Annotated in this window: 22 protein-coding genes and 1 tRNA gene; 7 read left to right on the forward strand and 16 right to left on the reverse strand. The window is 71.4% G+C overall.

Going from position 1 to position 23,032, the window contains the following annotated elements; genetic code table 11:
- Positions 1–18 precede the first annotated feature (18 nt).
- The 5 genes from NON19_RS26270 to NON19_RS26290 all read left to right on the forward strand — a co-directional run bounded on the left by NON19_RS26270 (position 19) and on the right by NON19_RS26290 (position 7,604).
- On the forward strand, positions 19–1,329 hold the full coding sequence (locus tag NON19_RS26270) for a hypothetical protein (protein ID WP_255931561.1): 1,311 nt from the start codon (positions 19–21) through the stop codon (positions 1,327–1,329).
- Positions 1,326–3,953 (forward strand): serine/threonine-protein kinase, encoded by a 2,628-nt coding sequence (locus NON19_RS26275; protein WP_255931562.1) that lies wholly within the window; start codon positions 1,326–1,328, stop codon positions 3,951–3,953. Before NON19_RS26270 ends, NON19_RS26275 begins: the two co-directional genes overlap by 4 nt.
- Before the next feature lie 3 nt (positions 3,954–3,956).
- The gene (locus tag NON19_RS26280; protein ID WP_255931563.1) at positions 3,957–5,237 is read left to right on the forward strand and encodes a PP2C family protein-serine/threonine phosphatase; all 1,281 of its coding nucleotides are present in this window, start codon (positions 3,957–3,959) and stop codon (positions 5,235–5,237) included.
- A 79-nt stretch (positions 5,238–5,316) separates the two neighbouring features.
- Positions 5,317–6,642, forward strand: coding sequence for a vWA domain-containing protein (locus NON19_RS26285; RefSeq protein ID WP_255931564.1), 1,326 nt, complete (start codon positions 5,317–5,319; stop codon positions 6,640–6,642).
- 44 nt (positions 6,643–6,686) lie between these two features.
- Complete coding sequence (locus NON19_RS26290; protein WP_255931565.1) at positions 6,687–7,604, forward strand: FHA domain-containing protein; 918 nt, start codon at positions 6,687–6,689, stop codon at positions 7,602–7,604.
- A 176-nt stretch (positions 7,605–7,780) separates the two neighbouring features.
- On the opposite strand, the gene NON19_RS26295 is transcribed toward NON19_RS26290, so the two are convergent.
- On the reverse strand, positions 7,781–8,914 hold the full coding sequence (locus NON19_RS26295; RefSeq protein WP_255931566.1) for a methyltransferase domain-containing protein: 1,134 nt from the start codon (positions 8,912–8,914) through the stop codon (positions 7,781–7,783).
- Between the two features lie 106 nt (positions 8,915–9,020).
- On the opposite strand from NON19_RS26295, the gene NON19_RS26300 reads away from it, so the two are divergent.
- Positions 9,021–9,425, forward strand: coding sequence for a globin (locus tag NON19_RS26300; RefSeq protein WP_308213735.1), 405 nt, complete (start codon positions 9,021–9,023; stop codon positions 9,423–9,425).
- 259 nt (positions 9,426–9,684) lie between these two features.
- On the opposite strand, the gene NON19_RS26305 is transcribed toward NON19_RS26300, so the two are convergent.
- The 8 genes from NON19_RS26305 to NON19_RS26340 form a co-directional block, all read right to left on the reverse strand.
- Positions 9,685–10,380, reverse strand: coding sequence for a DUF8010 domain-containing protein (locus tag NON19_RS26305; RefSeq protein WP_255931568.1), 696 nt, complete (start codon positions 10,378–10,380; stop codon positions 9,685–9,687).
- The gene (locus tag NON19_RS26310; protein WP_255931569.1) at positions 10,377–10,811 is read right to left on the reverse strand and encodes an acyl-CoA thioesterase; all 435 of its coding nucleotides are present in this window, start codon (positions 10,809–10,811) and stop codon (positions 10,377–10,379) included. The genes NON19_RS26305 and NON19_RS26310 overlap by 4 nt, the downstream gene beginning before the upstream one ends.
- Before the next feature lie 17 nt (positions 10,812–10,828).
- Positions 10,829–12,493, reverse strand: a complete 1,665-nt coding sequence (ettA, locus tag NON19_RS26315; RefSeq protein ID WP_255931570.1) for an energy-dependent translational throttle protein EttA — start codon at positions 12,491–12,493, stop codon at positions 10,829–10,831.
- A 191-nt stretch (positions 12,494–12,684) separates the two neighbouring features.
- Entirely contained in the window at positions 12,685–14,103 is a 1,419-nt protein-coding gene (locus tag NON19_RS26320; RefSeq protein ID WP_255931571.1) for a Cys-Gln thioester bond-forming surface protein, read from the reverse strand.
- A gap of 84 nt (positions 14,104–14,187) precedes the next feature.
- Positions 14,188–14,355 carry a hypothetical protein gene (locus tag NON19_RS26325; protein ID WP_255931572.1) on the reverse strand — a complete coding sequence of 56 codons (168 nt, stop codon included), beginning with the start codon at positions 14,353–14,355 and terminating at the stop codon, positions 14,188–14,190.
- 85 nt (positions 14,356–14,440) lie between these two features.
- A complete protein-coding gene (gene ssb / locus NON19_RS26330; protein WP_255931573.1) occupies positions 14,441–15,001 on the reverse strand; it encodes a single-stranded DNA-binding protein in 561 nt (186 codons plus the stop codon).
- A gap of 173 nt (positions 15,002–15,174) precedes the next feature.
- A complete protein-coding gene (locus NON19_RS26335; protein WP_308213736.1) occupies positions 15,175–16,779 on the reverse strand; it encodes a GTPase in 1,605 nt (534 codons plus the stop codon).
- A gap of 5 nt (positions 16,780–16,784) precedes the next feature.
- On the reverse strand, positions 16,785–18,422 hold the full coding sequence (locus NON19_RS26340; RefSeq protein ID WP_255931575.1) for a dynamin family protein: 1,638 nt from the start codon (positions 18,420–18,422) through the stop codon (positions 16,785–16,787).
- A 363-nt stretch (positions 18,423–18,785) separates the two neighbouring features.
- Here NON19_RS26340 and NON19_RS26345 point away from each other — a divergent pair.
- Positions 18,786–18,858 (forward strand) — tRNA-Arg (locus tag NON19_RS26345).
- A 181-nt stretch (positions 18,859–19,039) separates the two neighbouring features.
- Here NON19_RS26345 and NON19_RS26350 read toward each other — a convergent pair.
- From NON19_RS26350 to NON19_RS26380, 7 genes are all read right to left on the reverse strand, one after another.
- Positions 19,040–20,440 carry a tyrosine-type recombinase/integrase gene (locus tag NON19_RS26350; protein WP_255931576.1) on the reverse strand — a complete coding sequence of 467 codons (1,401 nt, stop codon included), beginning with the start codon at positions 20,438–20,440 and terminating at the stop codon, positions 19,040–19,042.
- A complete protein-coding gene (locus NON19_RS26355; RefSeq protein ID WP_255931577.1) occupies positions 20,440–20,640 on the reverse strand; it encodes a helix-turn-helix transcriptional regulator in 201 nt (66 codons plus the stop codon). The genes NON19_RS26350 and NON19_RS26355 overlap by 1 nt, the downstream gene beginning before the upstream one ends.
- Positions 20,637–22,004 carry a replication initiator protein RepSA gene (gene repSA / locus NON19_RS26360; protein WP_255931578.1) on the reverse strand — a complete coding sequence of 456 codons (1,368 nt, stop codon included), beginning with the start codon at positions 22,002–22,004 and terminating at the stop codon, positions 20,637–20,639. Before repSA ends, NON19_RS26355 begins: the two co-directional genes overlap by 4 nt.
- A 127-nt stretch (positions 22,005–22,131) precedes the next feature.
- Entirely contained in the window at positions 22,132–22,446 is a 315-nt protein-coding gene (locus NON19_RS26365; RefSeq protein ID WP_255931579.1) for a SpdD-like protein, read from the reverse strand.
- Between the two features lie 24 nt (positions 22,447–22,470).
- On the reverse strand, positions 22,471–22,626 hold the full coding sequence (locus NON19_RS26370; protein ID WP_255931580.1) for a hypothetical protein: 156 nt from the start codon (positions 22,624–22,626) through the stop codon (positions 22,471–22,473).
- 13 nt (positions 22,627–22,639) lie between these two features.
- Positions 22,640–22,831: a mobile element transfer protein gene (locus NON19_RS26375; protein ID WP_255931581.1), complete on the reverse strand. Its 192-nt coding sequence runs from the start codon at positions 22,829–22,831 to the stop codon at positions 22,640–22,642.
- Positions 22,801–23,028: a hypothetical protein gene (locus NON19_RS26380; protein ID WP_255931582.1), complete on the reverse strand. Its 228-nt coding sequence runs from the start codon at positions 23,026–23,028 to the stop codon at positions 22,801–22,803. Before NON19_RS26380 ends, NON19_RS26375 begins: the two co-directional genes overlap by 31 nt.
- Positions 23,029–23,032 lie beyond the last annotated feature (4 nt).

The raw sequence follows: 23,032 nt of genomic DNA on the forward strand, positions 1-23,032 counted from the left end.
GGACAAGAGGGGAGTTCGATGGCCGCAGCGGGTCCTAGTGGTCCGGTGATGAGCCGGGAGGAGGTGGACCGCGCACTCGCGCGACTCGGCTCGGAGTACGAGGCCATCGAGTCCTCGCTGCTGGCGCTCCAGGACCATGCGGGCCGCAGGCTGCTCGAGGGGGCCGAGTTGACCGGGGAGACGAAGGAACGGTGGGCCGCCGCCGAACCCGCGATCCCACTGCTGTGGGCGCACTTCGACGCGTACGGCACCGCGCTGAACGCCGCCCGTGAGCTGCGCGGCAGACGCCGCTGGCCGTCGCCCGGCGATCTGGCCGAGCTGACCGATCTGCTGCGCGGCACCGGGGTCACCGTCTCCGGCGGCGCGCTGCCGGATCTGGCCCGCCCGCTCACCGGCCCGGCCCGGCTGAGCGAGCAGATCAGCCTGGAACAGCTCGTGGAGCGGATGAACGGCTGGTACCAGCAGGTCATCGAGGTGGTCTCGGCCTCTGACGCGGTCTGGTCGGCGCTGCCCGCCCGCATCGACCTGCTCTCCGCCGAGGCCCAGCGGGTACGGTCGCTGGCCCGCTCGGTGGGTGTGACGCCGGGCGAGCACCCGGCCGGGGACGACCTGGAGCGGCTGCTCGCCGATCTGGCCGCGCTGCGCGCCGAGGTGGTGGCCGACCCGCTCGCCTTCTGGCTGCCGCCCAGGGGCGGCCGGGGCAACGGCCGCCCGGACACCGGCCGTTACGACCGCGCCGAGCACGAGCTGGAGGACATCCGCCGCGAGGTCGAGGCGGTACTGCACGTACGGGATGACGCCGAGGACCGGCTGCTGCGGCTGCGGGACGTGCTCTCGCGCGCCGACCGTACGCTCGCCGAGGCGCGCGCCGCGCGCGGCGAGGTGCTGGCGAAGATCGCCGCCTCGGAGGTCCCGGCGGTCAACGGCCCCGCCACGGCGCTGCGCGAGCAGTTGGCGGCGGCGGCCGAGCACCACCGGGCGGCCCGCTGGCACCTGCTCTCCCCGCTGCTCGACGACCTGGAGCAACGGGCGGATGAGGAACTCGACCGGGCCCGCGCGTCGTTGACCGCGGTCACCGCGCCGCTCGCGGTCCGGGCCGAGTTGCGTGGCCGGTTGGACGCGTACAAGGCGAAGGCGGCGCGGCACCGGGTGGCGGAGGATCCGCTGCTCGTGGAGCGGTACGACCAGGCACGACGGCTGCTGTGGAGCGCGCCGTGCGACCTGCGGGCGGCGGAGCACGCGGTGCGGCGCTACCAGCAGGCGGTCGCGGAAGTGCTGGTTCCCGGAGGACAAGGCGGTCCGTCGGACCGTGAAGGAGAGACCCGATGAAGTGTGGACGGCCTGGCTGCGCCGGGACGTTGGAGGACGTCGGCGGCGGCGAGCTGTACTGCGACACCTGCGGACTGGCCCCGGCCGCTACCCCGGCCAACAGCGCGACCGCGGGCTCCGCGCCCTCCGTACCGTCCGCCCGCAGCAGTAGCGGAAGCGGTTCTTCAGCGCCCTCGTCGCGCACCTCCGGTTCCACCTCGTCGCGTTCTTCGCGGCGTTCGGTGTCCGGGCGGTTGTCCGGCGCCGTCTCCGGGCGTTCGGTGTCGGTGCGCAGTTCGCGGTCCGGCAGCAGCGGTTCGGCGCGCGGCAGGCTGGGCGCGGGTCTGGTGTCGGTGCCGACGATTCCGCGGCCCGATCCGCGCAGCGCGGTGCTGGCCAACCCGGAGGTCCCGGAGCGCAAGCGGTACTGCAGCAAGTGCGAGGCGCAGGTGGGCCGTTCGCGCGGCGACCGGCCGGGACGCACCGAGGGCTTCTGCACCAAGTGCGGCAACCCGTACTCGTTCACCCCCAAGCTGCGCCCGGGCGATGTGGTGCACGGGCAGTACGAGGTGGTCGGCTGCCTCGCGCACGGCGGCCTCGGCTGGATCTACCTGGCGGTGGACCGGGCGGTCAGTGACCGCTGGGTGGTGCTCAAGGGCCTGTTGGACACCGGGGACGAGGACGCGCTGGCCGCGGCGGTCTCCGAGCGGCGGTTCCTCGCCGAGATCGAGCACCCCAACATCGTCCGCATCTACAACTTCGTGGAACACCTCGACCAGCGCACCGGCACCCTCGACGGCTACATCGTCATGGAGTACGTCGGCGGCAAGTCGCTCAAGGAGATCGCCAACGACCGCCGTGCCGCGGACGGCCGGCGCGAGCCGCTGCCGGTGGAGCAGGCGATCGCCTACGGCATCGAGGCACTTGAGGCCCTCGGCCATCTGCACAGCCGCAACCTGCTGTACTGCGACTTCAAGGTGGACAACGCGATCCAGCAGGAGGACCGGCTCAAGCTGATCGACATGGGCGCGGTCCGGCGGATGGACGACACGGACAGCCCGATCTACGGCACCATCGGCTACCAGGCGCCGGAGGTCGCCGAGGTCGGCCCGTCCGTCGCCTCCGACCTCTACACGGTCGCCCGCACCCTCGCCGTGCTCACCTTCGACTTCCAGGGCTACACCAACGTCTTCGCCGACAGCCTGCCCGATCCGGAGCACATCGAGGTCTTCTCCAGGTACGAGTCGTTCTACCGGCTGCTGGTGCGCGCCACCGACCCCGACCCCGGGCGGCGGTTCTCCTCGGCGGACGAGATGGCCGAGCAGCTCACCGGTGTGCTGCGCGAGGTCGTGGCGCTGCGCACCGGCAAGCCGCGCCCGGCGCTGTCCACGCTGTTCGGCACCGAACTGCGGGTGGTGGACACCGAGTTGGTGGCGCCGCGCGAGGGCGATGTGTCGGTGTTGGGTGCCAGGCCGCTGTCCGCCACGGGCTTCGGTCTGCCGCGGCTGCCCCGCGCGGGCAAGGCACCGGCGGGTGGCGGCCAGCCGCCAGCGGTACCCGGGCAGCGGGCGGCTTCGTACCCCGCCGCCGGAACCGGCGCCACCGCGCAGGCGGCGGGCCAACTGCCGGGCGCCGCCACGCCGGAGGCCTTCGGCCCCAACTGCCCGCACATGTTCAACGCGGGCGGCGGGGGCGGCGCGGGCGCCCCCGCCATCACCGTGCCGCTCGACGCGCACGCCGCCGCGCTGACGCTGCCGGTACCGCTGGTGGACCCGGGCGACCCCAACGCCGGTTTCCTGGCCGGTCTGTTGGCGGCGGCGCCCGGCGAGTTGATCGCGGCGCTGGGCGCGGCGCCCACCGACTCGGTGGAGAAGCGGCTGCGGGAACTGCGCGCCCGGCTGGAGATGGGCGACCGGGCCAACGCCGCACAGGCCCTGAGCGCGCTGGAGGAGCAGCATCCGGACGACTGGCGGGTGGTGTGGTACCGCGGGCTGTGGGCGCTCACCGAGGGCGACCACGAGACCGCGGCGCTCGCCTTCGACGCGGTCTACGACGCGTTCCCCGGCGAGTGCGCGCCCAAGCTGGCGCTGGGCATCTGCGCCGAGGTGCTGGGCCAGTTGGACAACGCCGCCGAGTACTACGGACTGGTGTGGGCCACCGACCAGGCGTACGTCAGCGCGGCGTTCGGTCTCGCCCGGGTGCGGCTGGCGGCGGGCGACCGGGCCGCCGCGGTGCGCGCCCTGGAGTCGATCCCGGAGTCCTCGATCCACTACACCGCGGCCCGGGTGGCCGCGGTGCGCGCCCGGCTGCGCGCCCGCTGCGCCCAGGACCCGCTGCTGGACGATCTGGCCGCCGCCTCCGGGCAGGTGGAGAAGCTGGGCACACTGGGTCTCGACGCGGTACGCCGCGAGGAGTTGGCGACCGAGGTGCTGGGCAGCGCCCTCGACTGGGTGTTGGCGGGCCGGCACGGCACCCCGAGCGGTACGGTGCAGATCGCCCTGCTGGGCAACGCCGTCGAAGAGCGCGAACTGCGCTTCGGCCTCGAACGCTCGTACCGTGTCCTGGCCCGGCTCGCCCAGCGCGGCGAGGAAAGGATCGAACTGGTGGAGCGGGCCAACCGCTTCCGCCCCCGGACGTGGGTGTAGCCAATGCCGCAACTGACCGTCTGCCCGTCCTGTGCCGAACGGCTGGAACCCGAGGACAAGTTCTGCGGCAACTGCGGTACGGACCTGGCCGCCGCGGCGGTCGCGTCCGCCCGCAAACCGTGGCAGCCGCCAGCCCACGCGGACGGCTCGCTGGTCGCCCCCCGCACCGGCGAGCCGGCCGCCGGGCGCCCGGCACCGGGATACGGTCCGCCGCCGCCCCGCCAGGAGCCGGACACCGCGCCCGGTGACTACGGGCTGGCGCCGCCCGAGTTGTCCGCGGCCGCCACGCCGTACCAGGCGCCGCGGCCGGAGCACTCGGCACCGGGCGTGGTGCCGCGGGCGGGGGCCACCGATCCGCGCGAGGTGCTGCTGACCGAGGGGGACTCCCCGGCCCGGCCGTGCGTGGCCTGCGGCACCGGCACGGTGGACCCCGACGGTTACTGCGGGCACTGCGGGCACGCCCAGCCGCGCGAACGCGACCACATGGAGGAGGAGTTGGCCGGGGTCGCCGCGGTCACCGACCGTGGGCTGAGGCACCACCGCAACGAGGACGCCTTCGCGGTCTGCACGGTCGACCTGCCGGACGGCGGTCCGGCGGTGGTCGCGGTGGTCTGCGACGGTGTGTCCTCCGCGGCCCGCCCGGACGAGGCGTCGGCCGCCGCCGCCCGGTCGGCGAGCGCGTCGCTGCGCACCGCGCTGGCGGACGGCACGGCGCCACGGGAGGCGATGCACCAGGCGCTGCTCACGGCCGCCGAGGCGGTCAACTCCCTTGCCGACGACCATGATCCGGACCCGGACGCGAACGCTCCTGCCTGTACCTGCGTCAGCGCCATCACCACCGGTGATCTGCTCACCGTCGGCTGGATCGGCGACAGCCGCGCGTACTGGATCCCGGACGACCGCACCGGCGAGCAGCCCGCCCGGCTCACCGAGGACGACTCCTGGGCGGCCCGGATGGTCGAGGCAGGACTGATGTCCGAGGCCGAGGCGTACGCGGATGTCAGGGCCCACGCCATCACCGGCTGGCTCGGCGCGGACGCGGTGGAACTAGACCCGCACACCGCGTCGTTCCAGCCCGACCGGCCCGGTGTGGTGATCGTGTGCACCGACGGGCTGTGGAACTACGCGGAGTCCGCGGCCGAGTTGGCCGCCGTCGTTCCGGCGGACGCCCGCGAGCATCCGCTGCGCAGCGCGCGGACCCTGGTGGGTGTGGCGCTCGACGGCGGCGGCCACGACAACGTCACGGTCGCGGTGCTGCCGTTCCCCACGCCGCAACCCGGCTGATCGCGGTGTGCGTTCCGTTTCCGTACCCCGCCGCGCACTGATGCGCCACTCGCTGACACAAGGGTCAAGGAGCCCGTCGATGGCCAACTTTTCCAAGTCGCCCGTTCCGCAGTTCACCGCCGAGGTCTACCAGAACGAGTACCTGCCGGAAGGCGCCGGTGAGGTCAACGCGATCGTCACCGTGACGTCCACCGGCGGCGGCACCACGGGCAGCCACCCGGGAGCCAGCGCGTCCAGCGCCGCCGTGGTGATCATGGTGGACTGCTCGGGTTCCATGGACTACCCACCGACCAAGATGCGCAACGCCCGGGAGGCCACCGCCGCCGCGATCGACACCATTCGCGACGGCGTGGCGTTCGCGGTGGTCGCGGGCACCCACAAGGCCGAGGAGGTCTATCCCGGCAACGGGCGGACGGCGATCGCCGATCCGGCCACCCGGGAGCAGGCCAAGCAGGCGCTGCGCAAGCTCAAGCCGAGCGGTGGCACCGCGATCGGCACCTGGCTGCGGCTCGCCGACCGGCTGCTGTCCTCGGCCGACGTGGCGATACGCCACGGCATCCTGCTCACCGACGGCCGCAACGAGCATGAGAAGCCGGAGGAGTTGCGGGCCGCGCTGGACGACTGCGCCGGACGCTTCACCTGTGACTGCCGCGGCGTCGGCACCGACTGGGAGGTCAAGGAGGTCACCGGGATCGCCTCGGCGCTGCTCGGCACCGCCGACATCGTCGCCGATCCGTCCGGTCTGGAAGCGGACTTCCGGCAGATGATGGAGACCGCGATGGGCAAGGAGGTCGCCGATGTCAGCCTGCGGCTGTGGACTCCGAAGGGCACCCGGATCAAGTACGTCAAGCAAGTGGCCCCCACCGTCGAGGAGTTGACCGACCGGCGGGTCGAGGCCGGGCCACGGGCCGGGGACTACCCGACCGGTTCCTGGGGCGACGAGTCGCGCGACTACCACGTCTGCGTGGAGGTGCCGCCCGCCGGGGTGGGACAGGAGATGCTGGCGGCGCGGGTCTCACTGGTGCTGCCGTCGGCGGACGGCGGTGCGCCGCAGGTGCTGAGCCAGGGCCTGGTGCGCGCGGTGTGGACCGACGACATGGCCGCCTCCACCAAGATCAACGCACAGGTCGCGCACTACACGGGCCAGGCCGAACTGGCCCAGGTGATCCAACAGGGCCTGGAAGCCCGCAAGGCGGGCGATCTCGACACGGCCACCTCCAAACTGGGACGCGCGGTGCAACTCGCCACGGAATCCGGCAATGAGGACACCGCGAAGCTGCTGGCGAAGGTGGTGGACGTGGTCGATGTGGCGACAGGTACTGTGCGGCTGAAGCAGAAGGTCGCGGACGCCGACGAGATGACGTTGGAGACGCGGTCCACGAAGACCGTCCGAGTGAAGAAGTAGGCACCTGGGCACACTTGGGTGCGATGGGAGGGGGACTCGACCACATGCCGACCTGTCCTAACGGGCACCAGTCGTTGAGCGACGACTGGTGCGAGGTGTGCGGGCTGCGCATGTCCGCGCCCGCGGCCGGCCCCGGTGTGCCCGCGCCAGCCTCTTCGCCGTCCGCCACCGTCACGGCCGACCCGGAAGCGACGATGGCCGCCGAGCACTGCCCGAGCTGCGGCACGTTGCGCGAGGGGCAGGCGGCGTTCTGCGAGGAGTGCCGCTACAACTTCCTCAGCCACACCGCGTCGTCCCTACCGCCACCGCCCCCTCCGCCGTACGTGCGGCCCGACTATCCGCCGCCGTACGAGCGGACGAGTTCACGGCCCTCGCAGATGAACCGCCCCGCGGAACCGCTGCCGCCGAACGCCACGATCTCCGGTGAGGTCGAGTCCGGGGACGACGGCGACTTCCTGCTGTCCCCACCGAGCGGTGGCAGCGCCTCCGCCGCCGCGGCGCCCGAACCGCCGGTACGGCAGGAGCAGTCCGTGCTGCCGGGGCGGGATCCGGCGGTCACCACGTGGACCGCGATCGTGGCCGCGGACCGGGAGTACTTCACGGCGATGATGGCGCGCAGCGAGGCCGACGGCTCGGGGCTGTACTTTCCCACCTACTCGCCGGAGCAGTACGTCCCGCTGACCAGCGCCCAGGTCACCATCGGCCGCCGCAGGCACAGCACCGGCGAGGCGCCGGACATCGACCTGTCGCGTCCCCCGGAGGATCCGGGCGTCTCGCACAAGCACGCCGTGCTGGTCCGCAAGCCGGACGGCGGCTGGTCGGTGGTCGACCAGAACTCCACCAACGGCACCACGCTGAACGGGGGCGCCGACCCCATAACGCCGTACCAGCCGGTCGACTTGGCGGACGGCGACCGGGTCCACGTCGGCGCCTGGACGACGATCACCCTGCGGCGGGGATAGCTTCCGGCGTTCCACGCTGGCGGGGGCCGGGGGCGCAGCGCCGGAGTTCGGCCTCCGCGCGGGGGTGGGAGGCGAGGGGTCTGGGGGCCGCAGCCCCCGGAAGATCCCCCGCGGCGGGGGGCAACCACAACGGGCGAGCAACCGCAACGACGGAGCCCGGCGGTGCCGAACCATCCTCAGCCAAGCGGCCACACACACGGCCCGTCGGGCGCGTCAAGCCACGCCCACTGGCGCGAGCCGGAAACGCTCACCCCGAACCGCGCCCGGCGCGGAAACCGCTCCCGCCGCCAGAGGCGGTAGCTGTCCTCGACCACCGCCCACAGATCGCGCGGCCCGGAGACCAGCACCGTGCCGTCGCGCTGCGCCCGCACCGTGGAGCCGTCCGGCGCGGCGATCGCCACGCCGCCACCGCCGAAGGCCCAACTGACCTCCAACTCCCCCGCCGACAACGCCAGTACGAACCGGAACACGTCGTCGTCCAGCACCACCGGCGGCACATTGGTGCCGCGCACCCGCCCGTCCTCCCCCACCGGCGCGGGCAGCGGATGCGGTGGGGCGCCGGATCCGCGCAGCGCCACGAAGTACGCGGGAGTGTCCAGGAAGCGCCCCTCGGCGTGCGCGGCGTCGGTGACCCGCAGCGCGGCCAGCCCGTCCGCGATCGGCGCCAGCACCATGCCGCCCGGTCGGCACTGCCGCAGCCAGGCTTCGGGCACCGAGGCCAGCTCGCAGGTCGCCATGATCCGGTCGAACGGCGCCCGTTCATGGCAGCCGAGCGCGCCGTCCCCGGTGAGCACGGTGACCCGGCCGCGTCCCTGGGAGACGAAGCCGACAGCGGCCAGATGGTCGCGGGCGGCGTCGGTGATCTCCTCCTCCAGGTCGACGGTGGTGACCGCGCAGCCGCCGAGACGGTGTGCGAGCAGGGCCGCGTTGTAGCCGGTCCCGGTACCGATTTCGAGTACCGCCTGGCCCTGCTGTACCTCCAGCGCCTCCAGCATCATCGCCATCAACGACGGTTGGCTGCTCGACGAGACCAACTGGCCCTCTTGGACCCGGGTGACCAGCGGTATGTCCTCGTACGCCCCGGCGAGCCAGCGGGCCCTGCGGCGCGGGTCCGGATCGTCCGCGGCCAGCCGGTCCCAGCCCCGGCCACCGGGGTACGGGCGGTAGTAGTACGGCACGAACACATGCCGCGGCACCTGCTCGAACGCGGTGCGCCACGCGGGGTCACGCAGGGTACCGGCGTCCAAGATCCGCCGTACCAGCCGTGCCCGCAGCAGGCCCGCGGTGCGCGCCCAACGGTCCGAGTCCACGCTTCCACTGTGGTACCGGCGGACCCAGGACCCAAGTCGTCCGTCGCGCCATCTGCGACCATGGAGGGACGCCGCGAATCGGAAAGCGATGGCAAGGAAGGTTTCAGTGACCGAGATCCCGCGCGGAACGGTACAGCAGCAGACGTTCTACGAGGCCGTCGGCGGTGAGCCGACCTTCCGCCGCCTGGTGCACCGCTTCTACGAGGGGGTGGCGCAGGACCCTGTCCTGCGCGCGATGTACCCCGAGGAGGACCTCGGCCCGGCGGAGGAGCGGCTCACGCTGTTCCTCATGCAGTACTGGGGCGGTCCCCGCACCTACAGCGAGAACCGCGGCCACCCCCGGCTGCGGATGCGGCACGTCCCGTTCCAGGTCGACCGCGCCGCGCATGACGCATGGCTCGCGCACATGCGGGTGGCGGTGGATGAGGCCGGGCTGGCCCCCGAGCATGAGCGCCAGCTGTGGGACTACCTGGTCTACGCGGCCGCGTCCATGATCAACACGCCCGGCTGAGCGGCTCCTTCCCACCGCGGGCATGCCCCCAGCCTCTTGTCCGGGGCAAGCCCCAGGCCCCTGCGGCGGAGCCGCACGTTCTCAGCCGCCCCGCCGAGACACCGAGCAACCACAACCACCACGTCGGAGCCCGGCGGTGCCGGACCAGCCGCAGCCCGCAGAGAGGCGAACAGGCCACAAAAGGCGCCAAGCGGCGAAAAGGGAAGGCCTCAGGGGCGCAAAGGCCACAAGGGGCGGCCCACCAACGCGGTCGCGGCCGCTAAACCGGACTGACCACCAGCCCCAGGCCGGAGGCACGCCGAACGACCACCGACCCGTACGCCGTACCGAGCCGCAACCAAGGCCCGGAAGTGAAGAGTCCCGGGCCGTCGGCGGGTGCCGCCCCGCCGCCTCCGGCGGAAACCCGCACCGGACGCAGGAACCCCAGCGCATGCGCGGCATGCACCGCCCGAAGCGGCAACTCCGTCTCCCCGAGGCTCCGGGACCAAACCTGCGCGGCGAGCGCGTCAAGCTCGCCGCGCGTCCGCTTCTCCGGGTCCAACGCCTCGGTGCGCGCCCGGAATTCGGCGATGACCCCGGCCGCCGCCTCCCGCAGCTGCTCCGCGTCCAGCTCGGCGATCCGCCGCCAACCGCGGCGCGGCGGCAGCACACCGGCCCAGGACGGGCCGGTCACTCCCGGCGGTACGGTGGCCGTGGCCGCCGACTCGTCGACGGCGTCCAGGAATTGGCCCGCCGAGACCGTCGCGTCGCACTCGCACGGATCGGCCAGCGCGCAGGTCCGCACCGCCAGTACGCCGCCGAACGGCGGCTGGCCGAAGACCGCGAGCGCCCGGCCCGCCACCTGCAGCCGTACCACCGCGGACTTGTCCCAGCGCAGCAGGCGGACCAGGAAGGCGGCGAGATCCGCCGCCTCCCCGGTGTCGGCCAGCCGCAGCTGGCTGGGCAGCTGCGTCATACCGCGACGGCCTCCTCCGTGCGCTCGTCGTCGCGGTAGGTCTCCAGGAAGGCGCGTTCCTCGGCCGTGACGCGGCGTGGCCGCCCCGCGGCGAGGTTGTACGGGACCACGACCGTCGTCGCCCGCACGTACACGTGCTCCTCGTCCTTGACCTCGTACGAGTAGTGCACCGACGCGGCGCTGATCTTCGTCACCCAGGTCTCCACGGTCACCGGCTCGTACCGGTGGACCAGCGGACGCAGATAGTCGATCTCGTGCCGGGCCACCACGGACCCCCCGGCGAAGGAGTCACTGCCTTCGCCGGGCGCCAGGCGGAACGTGAGGTCGATCCGCGCCTCCTCCAGGTAGCGGATGAAGACCGCGTTGTTGACATGGCCGAAGGCGTCCATGTCCGACCAACGCAGCGGGCAACGGTAGACGTGACGGGCCATCCCCCTGTCTCCGCCCCTCAGCCCCGGGTGAGCTTCTTGTAGGTGGCACGGTGCGGACGCGCCGCCTCCGGGCCAAGCCGCTCGATCTTGTTCTTCTCGTAGGACTCGAAGTTGCCCTCGAACCAGAACCACTTGGAGTTGCCCTCGTAGGCGAGGATGTGGGTGGCGATCCGGTCCAGGAACCAGCGGTCGTGGGAGACGACCACGGCGCAGCCGGGGAAGTCCAGCAGCGCGTTCTCCAGCGAGGAGAGCGTCTCGACGTCCAGGTCGTTGGTCGGCTCGTCGAGCAGCAGCAGGTTGCCGCCCTGCTTGAGGGTGAGCGCCAGGTTGAGCCGGTTGCGCTCACCGCCGGACAGCACGCCCGCGGGCTTCTGCTGGTCCGGGCCCTTGAAGCCGAACGCCGACACATAGGCGCGGGACGGCATCTCGACCTGGCCGACGTTGATGTAGTCCAGCTCGTCGGAGACGACCGCCCACAGCGTCTTCTTCGGGTCGATGTTGGCGCGCGTCTGGTCGACGTAGGAGATCTTGACCGTGTCGCCGACCTTGATGTCGCCGGAGTCCGGGGTCTCCAGACCCTGGATCATCTTGAACAGCGTGGTCTTGCCCGCGCCGTTCGGGCCGATGACGCCGACGATGCCGTTGCGCGGCAGGGTGAACGACAGGTCGTCGATGAGTACCTTCTCACCGAACGCCTTGGAGAGGTTGTTCACCTCGACCACCACATTGCCAAGCCGCGGGCCCGGCGGAATCTGGATCTCCTCGAAGTCCAGCTTCCGCATCTTCTCGGCCTCGGCGGCCATCTCCTCGTAACGGGCCAGTCGCGCCTTGGACTTGGCCTGCCGCCCCTTGGCGTTGGAGCGGACCCACTCCAGCTCATCCTTGAGGCGCTTCTGCCGCTTGGCGTCCTTCTGGCCCTCGACCTTGAGGCGGGAGGCCTTCTTCTCCAGGTACGTGGAGTAGTTGCCCTCGTACGGGTGGGCGCGGCCGCGGTCCAGCTCCAGGATCCACTCGGCGACGTTGTCCAGGAAGTACCGGTCGTGGGTGACGGCGACGACGGTGCCCGCGTACTTGGCCAGGTGCTGCTCCAGCCACTGCACGGACTCGGCGTCCAGGTGGTTGGTGGGCTCGTCGAGCAGCAGCAGGTCGGGCGCCTCGAGCAGCAGCTTGCACAGCGCGACCCGGCGCTTCTCACCGCCGGAGAGGTTGGTCACCGGCCAGTCGCCGGGCGGGCACCCCAGGGCGTCCATGGCCTGCTCCAGCTGGGCGTCGAGGTCCCAGGCGTTGGCGTGGTCGAGCTGCTCTTGGAGCTTGCCCATCTCCTCCAGCAGCGCGTCGGAGTAGTCGGTCGCCATCTGCTCGGCGATCTCGTTGAACCGGTCGAGCTTGGCCTTGGTCTCGGCCACGCCGTCCTGCACGTTCTCCAGCACGGTCTTGGTCTCGTCCAGCGGCGGCTCCTGGAGCAGCATGCCGACCGAGTAACCGGGCGAGAGGAACGCGTCGCCGTTGGAGGGCTGCTCAAGACCGGCCATGATCTTGAGCACCGTGGACTTACCGGCTCCGTTCGGGCCCACGACGCCGATCTTCGCTCCGGGCAGGAAGCTCAGGGTCACATCGTCGAGGATCACCTTGTCGCCGTGCGCCTTACGCGCCTTGCGCATGGTGTAGATGTACTCAGCCAACTTAAAACCGTCCGGCAGATCTGGGAGTGGGCAGATACACCCCATCTTGCCGTACGCGCTGGGCGGGGCGGAAACGCGATCGGGAGCGGTGCCGCGGTGGTCGGCTTCCGCGGGCCCAGAACGCCGAAAGCCCCGGCACACGTGGAGTGTGCCGGGGCCTTGGCCTACCGGGCCGGATTACCGGTCAGTGATCACTGGTCGGCCGTGGGCGACTTCCGCTTGCGCAGGAAGAAGACCGTGCCGCCGCCGATCACCACGAGGGCGACGGCCGCGCCCGCGATGTACGGGGTGGCGTTGCTGCTACCGGTCTCGGCGAGGTTGCCGCCACCGGTGCTGTTGCCGCCGGTCGAGGACGGCGTGCTCGGGGCCGGGGACGGGCTGGTGCCGCTGCCGCTGCCGCTGCCAGCGGTCTTGCAGTTGAGGGTGCCGCTGAAGGTCTTGGAGAAGCCCTTCGGGCCGGTGATGGTGATCTTGTAGCTCTGGCCTTCCTTCACCGGCACGGTGACGGTCTGCTCCTTGCCCGCGCCGATGGTGTACTGCTTGCCCGCGAGCTGGAAGGTGAAGGCCTGGTCGCCCTTGTTGCTGGCGGTGACGTCCACGCCGCCCTTGGCGCAGTCGACCATGGCGGACAGCGCCGGGATCGCACCCTTCTTGGCCCAGGTGGCGGTGGCCTGCGCGCTGACCGTGCTGTCGCTGGAACCGGCCAGGATCTGCACCTGGCTGACCTTGTACTGGCCCACGCCGGTGAACACCCGACCGACCGGGACCTGGGTGGTCGCCTGCACGGTCAGCGAGGCGTTGCCGTCCGGCGTACCGGCCGGAACGTTGAAGTACAGCTGTGAGCCGTCGGTCGCGGTGGTGACCGGCTTGCCGTTCTTGTCGACCACCTTCACACCGCTCGGCGCGGCCTGCGGGTTCAGGCTGACCTGGGCGGTCTTGGCGTCGGTGTGCACGGTGACCGGGCCGATCCGGCTGCCGGACTTACCGGAGACAGCGGGCGTGAGGGACAGCGACGCCTGGGGCTCCGAGCTGTTCTTGGCGTGCCCGAAGAGGTAGTCGGCTAGCTTCTCCGCGTCGGGGTTGTCCGCGGTGACCGACGAGGAGTCGGTGTTCATGTGGTCCGAGTACCGCCAGATGGCGACCTGGGTACCGGCGGCGGCGAGCTGCGGGGTGAGCGACTGGACGCCCGCCTCCTGCGCCAGCGCGTTGAGGTCGTTCACCTGCGGGTAGGAGTTCTGCAGGATCCACTTGATCTTGCCCGCGTCGGGGTTCTCGCCGAGCGAGGAGGCGCCCCAGGCGACCTCCTGGTACTTGGCGCTGTCCTGCGTGGGGTTGTGGATGTCGATGCAGTACGTCTGGATGGAGCCGCCGCCGTCGACTGACATCTCGAACAGACCGGCACCGACATGCTCGTCGTGGCCGTTCTCGTGAATCGTGGCCGTGTCGGCGGTCTTCAGACCACCGAGCGTGGCGGTGGCGCCGCCCGCAGCCGAGGCGGAACCGTCAGCGACCGCCGGACCAGCGCCCATGATCGAACCAGCGGCTACCAGGCCGGATGCCAGCACAGCGGCGGCAAGGCGGGCAGTGCGCCGCCTCCCTACAGTGAACATGGATTTCCCCTCCGGGCGAGACAGGAGTGTTGACGGGGCTGTCTCGCCAGCCAGATCCGATCCCCCGTGGCTACCCGACGGATCCTAGGAACCAAACGCACCGGCACCACCGCCAATCCCATTCGATAATCGATCCGAATCTGAATCGTTATCCAAATCACGCATGATCCTGGAATTATCGATAAATCCGCCGGGCAGCTTCACCTCAGCTATTTCCCAAGAATTGCCGCAAATGGCCTCCAAATTCTGCATGACTGCATTCAACGCTTGATCTGCTGACGAACGGTGTGGAAGTGGATCTAGGTGATGATCCAGACGCTCGGAGCGGTGCCAGCTCTCAGAACGGTGCCAGCTCCAGCTGCGAGGTCTCCGCCGGTGAGGCTTCCGGCCGCTCCGTCCCGGTCCGGGCGGGCTCGGTCTGCTCGGGGTCGGGCCGTTCGGCTTCAGGGCCTTCGAGATCCGGCGGCTTCGCTTCCGTCCGCGTGGGCTCAGTTGCCTGATCCGGCTGCCTTTCCGGCGCGGTCTGGCGCGACTTGACCATCCGTCGGAACGCTGCCGTCCCCCGGGTCAGGTCATGGCCGACCGTCACCGCGTCGATGTCCGCCGACACATAGCTGTGGCCCCGGTCCTCCCGCTCCCGTACCCGCAACCGCCCCTGCACGACCAGCGGTTCACCGATGCCCACCGAGGCCGCCACGTTCTCGCCCAACGACCGCCAAGCCCACACCGTGTAGAAACTGGTGTGCCCGTCGGCCCACCGCTCCCCCGCGCGGTCATAGCGCCGCTCCGTCGTAGCCAGCCGGAAGCGGGTCACCGCCGCGCCCGTCGCCGTCACCTTCAACTCCGGCCGCGTGGCCGCCTTTCCCACCACCGTCACCAGCGTCTCGCCCAGACTCATGACTGCGTCCCTCCTTGTGCTCTTCCTCTGCCGAGTGGTTGGCACCAGCGTGCACCCGCCGGAAGGCACCCGCGGCGGGTGAGGGGAAATCTGTGGATCACCGACCGATTGTGGATAACTCGCTTACCCGAAGGGGTGGTTCACCGCCCCGCCCAGCGGCAATTCCCACCCCGTCAGCGCCCCGCCACCACGCCATACCGCTCCCGTACCTCCCGGTACCGCAGCAGCTCGGCGGACATCGACTCCAGCACCAGCGCCTGGCCGCACTCGGCAGCCGCCTCCCGCAACCGCGCCTCCGTACCCCGCCCGAAGCGCCGCGCGGCCCCCCGTCCGCCCACCCGGCACAGCCACGCCAGCACCGGCCCGCCCAACACGCCAACCCCCAAAACCATCTCGGCGACCCACAGCGGCACCCACCCCCACAGCGCGCCCGCCACGACCCCCAGCACCCCGACCACCGCAAGCGCCAGCAGCGCCCGCTGCGCCGCGGCGGCCGTGGACCACCACCGCGGAAGCTCCAACTCCGCTTCCTCCGCGCGAGCCGCCGCCTCGTCCAGCGCTTCGGGCAGATCCCGAGCCCCCCGCAGCGCGGCCTCGTGCACCGCCCGCGCCCACGGCTCGGGCAGCCCGTCCGCCGCCGCGTCCGCGACGTCCCGTACCGCCTGCGCCACCACCGGGCGGGCCGCCAGCAGCGGCTCGTCGCACCGACCTTGGCCGGGGGCGGCCGATCCGCGGCGCCGGGTCAGCAGCCGGGTCCACGGCACCCCGCAGGCCCGTGCGGCGGCCGTATGCCACTCCTGTTCAGCCGCCTGCCCGACCGCCGCCGCGCCGACCGCGTCCGCGAGCCGGTCAGCGAACACCTCGCACGCCGCCTCCGTCAACCCCTCGGCGCGGTCACCGACGTAGACCGGGCGCAGCTCCGCCGCCGTCCGGTCGACGTCGGCCGCCAACCGGCGGTTGGCCGCGCCGTGTTCCGCGACGAGCTGACCGATCGCCGCCCGTACCTCCGCGACGCCCGCTCCGGTGACCGCCGAGGCGGCCAGCACGACCGCGCCCGCCTCGCCGTGCTCGCCCACCGCGATGCCGTCCTCATCCAGCAGCCCGCGCAGGTCGTCCAGTACCTGCTCCGCGGCGTGCGCCGGAAGCCGGTCCACCTGGTTCAGCACCACAAGGGTGACGTCGGCGTGTCCGGCCATCGGGCGCAGGTAGCGCTCGTGCAGCACGGCGTCCGCGTACTTCTCCGGATCAACTACCCACACCACCACGTCCACCAGCTGCAACAGCCGGTCCACCTGGTGGCGGTGGCCGAACGCGGCCGAGTCATGATCAGGCAGGTCGAGGAGCACGAGGCCCTTCATGGCGTCGTTGCCCGCGCTGTCCATTCCCAGTCGGGTGTGCACTCCGTCCAGCAGACTGCGGCGCGCGAAGCGGGAGTCGTGCGGGATGCCCAGCCGGTCGAGCAGCGGTTCTGCGCCGTGCGCGTCCCAAACATAGGCAAGGGGTGAAGCCGTGGTCGGCCGGCGCACGCCGACCTCGGCCAGCTCCAAGCCGGTAAGGGCGTTGAACAGTGAGGACTTGCCGCTGCCGGTGGCGCCCGCCAGGGCGACGACGGTGTGGCCGAGGGAGAGCCTGCGCCGCTCGGCCACCCGGTCCAGCAGCGTGCCCGCGTCGGCCAACATGTCCGCATCGACCCGGCTGCGGGACAACCCCAGCAGCTCACCCAGCGCGTCGACGCGCTGCTGCAACAGGTCACCGGAGTTCCCAACAGCCGCTCGCACAGTGCTCAACTCACCTTCCGCAGTACGGAGAACGTGGCGATCAAGGCGGCCTGCTGGCGCGGCGAGACCTCCAGGGCATCGAGCGGGGCCAGCCGCCGTTCGCGTTCCGCGCGCAGCAACTCGTCCACCATGGTGGTGAGTTCGTCCGCCGCACGATCGCGCATCCGCAACGCCGCCAGCGCGCCCAGCCGTTCGGCAAGCCGCTCCCCCGCGCCCCGGCCGCGCCGCCCGCCCAGCAGCGCCACGCCGAGCAGCACGGCGGTGTCCTCTGGGTCGACGGGAGCCCGCTCCCCGTCCCGGGCGAACCGCGCTTCCTCGTAGGCGAGGTCGATGAGCGAGGTGCACCACCGCTCCACCGCATCGCGGATACGTTCCGTCAGGCCGTCCTCGCCGTCGTCCCGCGGCACTGGCAAGACCACCTCGGCCGGATCCAGCCGCCACCGCCGCGCCGCGGTCTCGTCCGCCTGGTCAACCGCCGTACGCAGCAGCGCCGCACACCCGTCGGCCAGCGCGCCGCGCAGCGCCTCGGGCCCGCAGGCCGGGTACCCGCGCCAGCGCGCCAGCGCCGCCCCGCACAGCACATCACCGCGCGCCACCGCCTCGGCGACCCGCTCGGCGGCGCCGCGGTAGGCCGCGGCCACATGACCGGTGAGGCGCACCACGGCCGCGTGCTGCGCCGCCGACGCCCCGGCCAGCGCGGGCATCCGGCGGCGCAGCGAGTTCAGCACCCCCCTGGCGGTACGGCGGGCCGCCGCGTCCCGGGCGACGGCGTCCTGCGCGCAGTGCCGCAGCCACTCGCCCAGTCCGTGCACGGCGGTACGCGGCAACAACCCGCCGCCGTCGGCCGATTCCGGGAGTTCTGGGACCGTGAAGCGGGGTACGTCGCCGAGTCCGGCCTTCGTCAACAGCGCGGCGTAGTGCCGTGAGACTTCGTCAGCGATCTGGTGCGGCACCCGGTCGAGCACGGTGCCCAGAGCCACGTCGTACTCCTTGGCGGACCGCAGCAGGTGCCAGGGCAGCGCGTCCGCGTAGCGGGCGGCGGTGGTGACGAGGATCCAGATGTCGGCGGCGCAGATGAGCTGGGCGGCGAGTTCGCGGTTGGCGGTGACGAGCGAGTCGACGTCGGGCGCGTCGAGCAGGGCCAGCCCCGGTGGCAGCGCATCGGCGGTCTCCAGCCGCAGGTACGGCTGCCCGGCGGCGCGGCGCGCGGCTTCCTGCCGCTTGTGCCGGTGGTCCGGGTCCCACCAGTCCTGACGCGGCAGACCCGCTACGCCCTCCCGCGCAAAGCCCGGCAGGATCCGGGGGTCCGCGAACCATTCCCGGTCCCGTGGATGGCATACGAGCACCGGCGTGCGGGTAGTGGGGCGCAGGACCCCGGCCTCACTCACCCGCCGTCCCACCAGGGAATTGACCAGCGTTGACTTTCCGGCACCAGTCGATCCGCCGACCACCGCGAGCAGTGGCGCCTGCGGCGCGCGCAGCCGCGGCATCAGGTAGTCGTCCAGCTGCGCCAGCAGTTCCTGCCGGTCCCGCCGTGCCCGCGACGCGCCCGGCAGCGGCAGCGGAAATCGCGCGGCGTCGACGTGGTCGCGCATCAGCGACAGCGCTTCGATCAGTCCAGGCCGTACGTCGAGGATCGCCACATGCGAAGAATGCCCAATTTTGTCCACTTTTTGAAGCGTGTCTTGCCCCTGTCCGCCCCCTTCGACCCACCCAGCCGAGCCTTGACACGCCGGTGACTCCTGGGGCGCCGGCATAACGAGTGCACAACACCCGCCACGCGAGACGTCAAAAACGCTGCGAAATTCGGACTACCCTGCGATTATCAGATCGCTTCACCGAACCTACACAACGTGTCGTGGACGTGAAGCAACCGGCCTGAGGTCCGCAGCCCTCTATCCTTGTCCCCGGCAAGGTCACGGAACCACCGAGCCCGCCAGTACCACGGCCCGCACGGTCGGAACCGCAGGCACACCGGGGACGGACACAGCCGCGGCCGCAGCCCGGCCCCCGTAGCTCAGCGGATAGAGCAGGCGCCTTCTAAGCGCTTGGCCGCAGGTTCGAGTCCTGCCGGGGGCACAAGTCTCCGCCCTCCCGCTTGGGAGGGCTTTTTGCTGGTCAGGGCGGGTTCCGGTCGACACGAGGCAGCCCCGGACGCCCCCATGATGATCAAGGGCAGACTCCGGGGCTGTCCGGCTGTCACCGGGTTTTCGCGGGTGGCCGTGTCGAATACGTGTCGAAGTTCTCGACCCGAAAAGGATCAGCCAGCGCCCGGCATCTCCGGCTCCGAGAGATCGCCTGCGGCTTCCAGCCGTCGTTTGAGGTCTGGCAGCTGCCCGTCGATGCATCGAGCGTAGGTCGCCAGGAGCACGGCGACGCTGTTCCCGGCCCACTCGGCCACCTGGGCGGGTGGGATGCCGTCGTTGAGCCACTTCGTCAGGCGCGTGTTGCGGTTGTCGTACACGCGGCGCCCGGTGGGCGAGTCGTAGACATGCGGAGGCAGTACGGCCTTACGTGCGGTGCGCCAGGCCCGGCGGATGACAGAGCCGGCGAGGATGCCACCGGTCTCCCCCTGGAAGAGGAGATCACCCGGCTGAAGCTGTTCGTCCTCGATGTGTTGGCGCAGGATGCGCGTGAGGGCCGGATGCCCCGGCACCGTGCGTGTCTCGCCCTCAGCACGGCCCTTCAGGTCGCGTTGTTCGTGGATCTCCCCAGTGTCGGTCCACTGCTTCCCGATCTCCGGCGTCGCTGTGTGGATCAGCAGCTCGCACCACTGGTCGTCGGCGTCGGGCTCGGGCAGGGTCACGTCCTCCACCCGCATGGCTACGGCTTCTTCGGGGCGCGGGCCGCAGTAGTACAGCGTGGCGAAGAAGGCGTGGAGCCGCTTGCCGCCGTGCGGCCGGCGCCGGATCCATTCGAGGATCGCCGCCGCCTGCTCGGGGTTCAGCAAAGACCGCTTGTCGACGGCATTCGTGGTCTTCGTGGCCGCCGTCGAATCCTTGCCCTTGGGAAGGGGGTTGGTCCGCAGGATGCGCCGTCGGATCGCGTACTTCATGGCGACGTTGAGGATCCGGCGGTTGCGCTTACGGGACCAGGCTGCCGCCTGCTTGCCGTCGAGGCGGGTGTCGATGGCAAGCAGGACCTGGTCGACCTTCTCGGGGTCCTCCCAGGCCGAGACGAGAAGGGAGTTCCGCTCCACCCACTTGAGGATGGCCACCACGTCTCGGGGCGCGTCCGGGCGCCGGTTGGTATTGAACGCCCATTCGCGGAGGGCCCCCCGCACGGCCGCAGGCGCGAACTGGGTGGGCTTGGCCCGCAGCAGAGCGATGGTGGTCGCGGTCAGGGTCTTCGCGATGTTCTTGCGGCTGTTGCCGCCGAGTTGAGACCAACGGGCGTCCACGTACTCGACGGCGAACTTGTACCAACTCATGGCAGCCGACTTGGAGCGATGAGACACCGGGAGACCCGTGGCGACGACGAACGCCTCGCCCTTACCCGTGGCCCGGATGAGTTCAGAACGGAAGCCCTCGGCAAGCGCGACGGTGTTGAAGGGCTCACGCCAGCGCTTGCCCGCAACCACCCAACGCACGGTGTAAGTCGTCTTCCTGGCGCCCTTGTAGGTGAGGATCTTGTAGATCTTCACGTCGTACGTCGTCTCCATCAGGCGGCGTCCTCGCAGTCGTCGAGCCAGTCATCGAGGTCGCTCCGCCGGATCCGGAGGTCGCCGTTCGGGAGCTTGATGCAGCGTGGCGCACGGCGCTTGGCCCGCCAGTCGTAGAAGGTCGAGCGGGAGATGGCCAGTTCCTCGCAGACCTCCGCGAGGGTGAGCATGGTGCGTCGTGGCCGGATGGCCGTGGTCATTCCGTGCTCCCTTCGTTCAGGAGGGCGTCGCGCGCGGTCTCGCGGTTGGTCTGGAGGCCACGCGCGATGGTCGCGGCGAGGGCGGCTTCGCCCGGGGTGTGGCCGTGGCCGGCGTACTGCCAGTCGGCCAGGACGAGGACGGTGTCCGGCTCGCGGTCGTCGAGGCCGAGGACGGATGCCTCCTGAGCGGCGCGGTAGTCGGCGCGTTCCTGGCGGAGGGCGCCGAGAGTGGTGGAGTAGGTGCGCGACTTGGACGAGAAGTGCCCGCGGAAGCCGAGCATGTGGGCCCAGACCCAGAGGCGCCGGTCCGGGTACAGGCTGTCCAGGTCGCGGCACGCGGTGATGAGTCGTCGGGTGTGGTCGGGGACTTGGTGGCGGTCGAGTTCGGCGAGTTCGCCGATGCGGCGGTCGAGGGTGCCAGTGTTCTCGGCGGCCTTGGTGGCGTACTTGGCCACGTACGAAGCGACGGCCTGTTCGGTGATGTCGGAGCCGTCGCCGAAGGCCTTGACCGGGCGGACGTCGAGTTGTCGGCCCCAGCGGAAGGTACGGGCGGGCTCGTCACCGGCAGCCGGGACCGAGACGGACGTGTACGAGTGCGCTGCGGCGGCACGTACGGCGTCCGTGAGGAGGTCGACCGCGGCCCACGCGGGCGGGGGTGTCCCGGGCCCCTCCGGGCCGTCGAGGCGTACGACGGCATGGAAGTGCAGGGCGCCGCGCTTCTGGAACTCGGCGACCTTGCCGTACGAGACGCGAAGATGGTCGGTGAGTTCCCGGCGAGGCAGGCCGGCGCGGGCGGCGAGTTCGCGGCGGAGTCGGGTGGTGAAGCGCTGCCAGAGCTGTCCGGCGTGGTTGTTGAACAGCACGGCGCCCGCGTAGTCGTAGGTGTCCGCGTCTAGGGCGGTGCCCAGCTCCGGGGCGTCGGGCGCGTGCTGCGTGCCGCAACGGCAAGCGCCGTGGTCGGGGCGGTTGTGTACCGGGCCGAACGAGGGGGCCGTGAGGGTGGCGAAGACGCGCGGGTGATCGCGGACGGTAGCGGGAATGTCGCGGCGGTCGTCTCCGGCCAGTCCGGCGCGGATCAGGTGGTAGGTGTCGCCCGCGTAAGTCCAGGCGCAGGACGGGCAGCGCGACGCGCGGCGGTTGCCGCAGGCGAGGCGGAGGCGTCCGCCCGGCTCGTTCTCGGTGGAGTAGTGGTGCAGGGTCTCGCCGCTGGTCTTGTCCTTGTGGATGACCCAGCCGGTGAGGTGGATCGGGTCGGAGCAGCCACCGGTACGGCGGATCTGGTCTTCCCAGCGGGCGTAGTCGGAGGCCGAGGCCACCCGGAGCACGTCCCCGAGGGTGATCGGGTCAAGCAATGTGTCGGGCATGGGCGCACTCGGTGTCGCGGGTGAGGCGCGGTGGGCCATGCTTGGGGTTCCTTCCGGTTGCGAGATCGGACAGGGACTGCGCCCGGGCGGCGGATGCTTGGCGGTATCGAGGCCGCCCGGGTGCCGGTCAGCGACGCTTGGCGTCGGAGGCGATCAGGGAGCGCAGGACGACCGCGCAGACGGCGACCGAGGCGCCGGTGATGGCGACCGCTAGGAGCAGGGAGGCCAGGACGGCGCCGAGGACCAGGACGACGGCCGTGCCGCCGCCGACGAGGGCGAGCGCGGCGCCGGGGGTGAGCTGGGCCGTGGGCCGGGACGGCGGAGTAGGCGTGGTGGCCGGGGAGATGCCTGCGTTCCGGGTGACGGTGGTCGGCTTGATGACAGCGGGCGGGGTGGTGAGGCCCGTCGGCATCGGCATGGTGGGGATCTTCGGGCGGAACATGGGTGGTCTCCTCTCGCAGGCGGGCTAATGGACGAGGGCGTTGATGGCCGGGGCCAGGACGCTGTGGGCGAGGAGGAAGCCGCCGAGAAGGAGTACGGCGATGAGCCAGGCGGGCGGGCGGATGAGCTTGACGCCGAGGTAGCCGACGACGAGCAGGGCGAGCCAGAGCGGGACCTGCATGGCGGTGGGTCTCCTAGCGGACGCGGCAGCGGTGGGTGCGGGCGGCGAGCTGGGCCGCGGACTGGCTGGAGTAGTCGGCGGACCAGCCGCAGTCGTCGGAGGTGCAAACAGCTGCGTGCTTGGTCTGGCCGTTGCGGTCGCGGTGCGTGCCGATCTGCACCGGGCCGATCCGCATCACGGAGTGGAAGTGGTCGCGGGCGGGCATGTCGGTTGGTCTTCCTCTCGGGTCGTGGCCGGGGCGGGGAAGCTGGCCCGGATACCGGCGGCGGTGGCCGGGTCGGCGGTTAGGCGAGCCGCTTCCTCGGCAAGTAGGTGGGCGAGAAAGGACCGGTTGGCGGAGGCCATCTCGCGGGCGCCGTCGAGGTAGTCGGAGGCGGTCAGTTCGGCCGGGTCGCGGGTCACTGGG

Origin of the sequence: Streptantibioticus rubrisoli (assembly GCF_024436055.1) — a bacterium.
Taxonomy (GTDB): Bacteria; Actinomycetota; Actinomycetes; order Streptomycetales; family Streptomycetaceae; genus Streptantibioticus_A; species Streptantibioticus_A rubrisoli.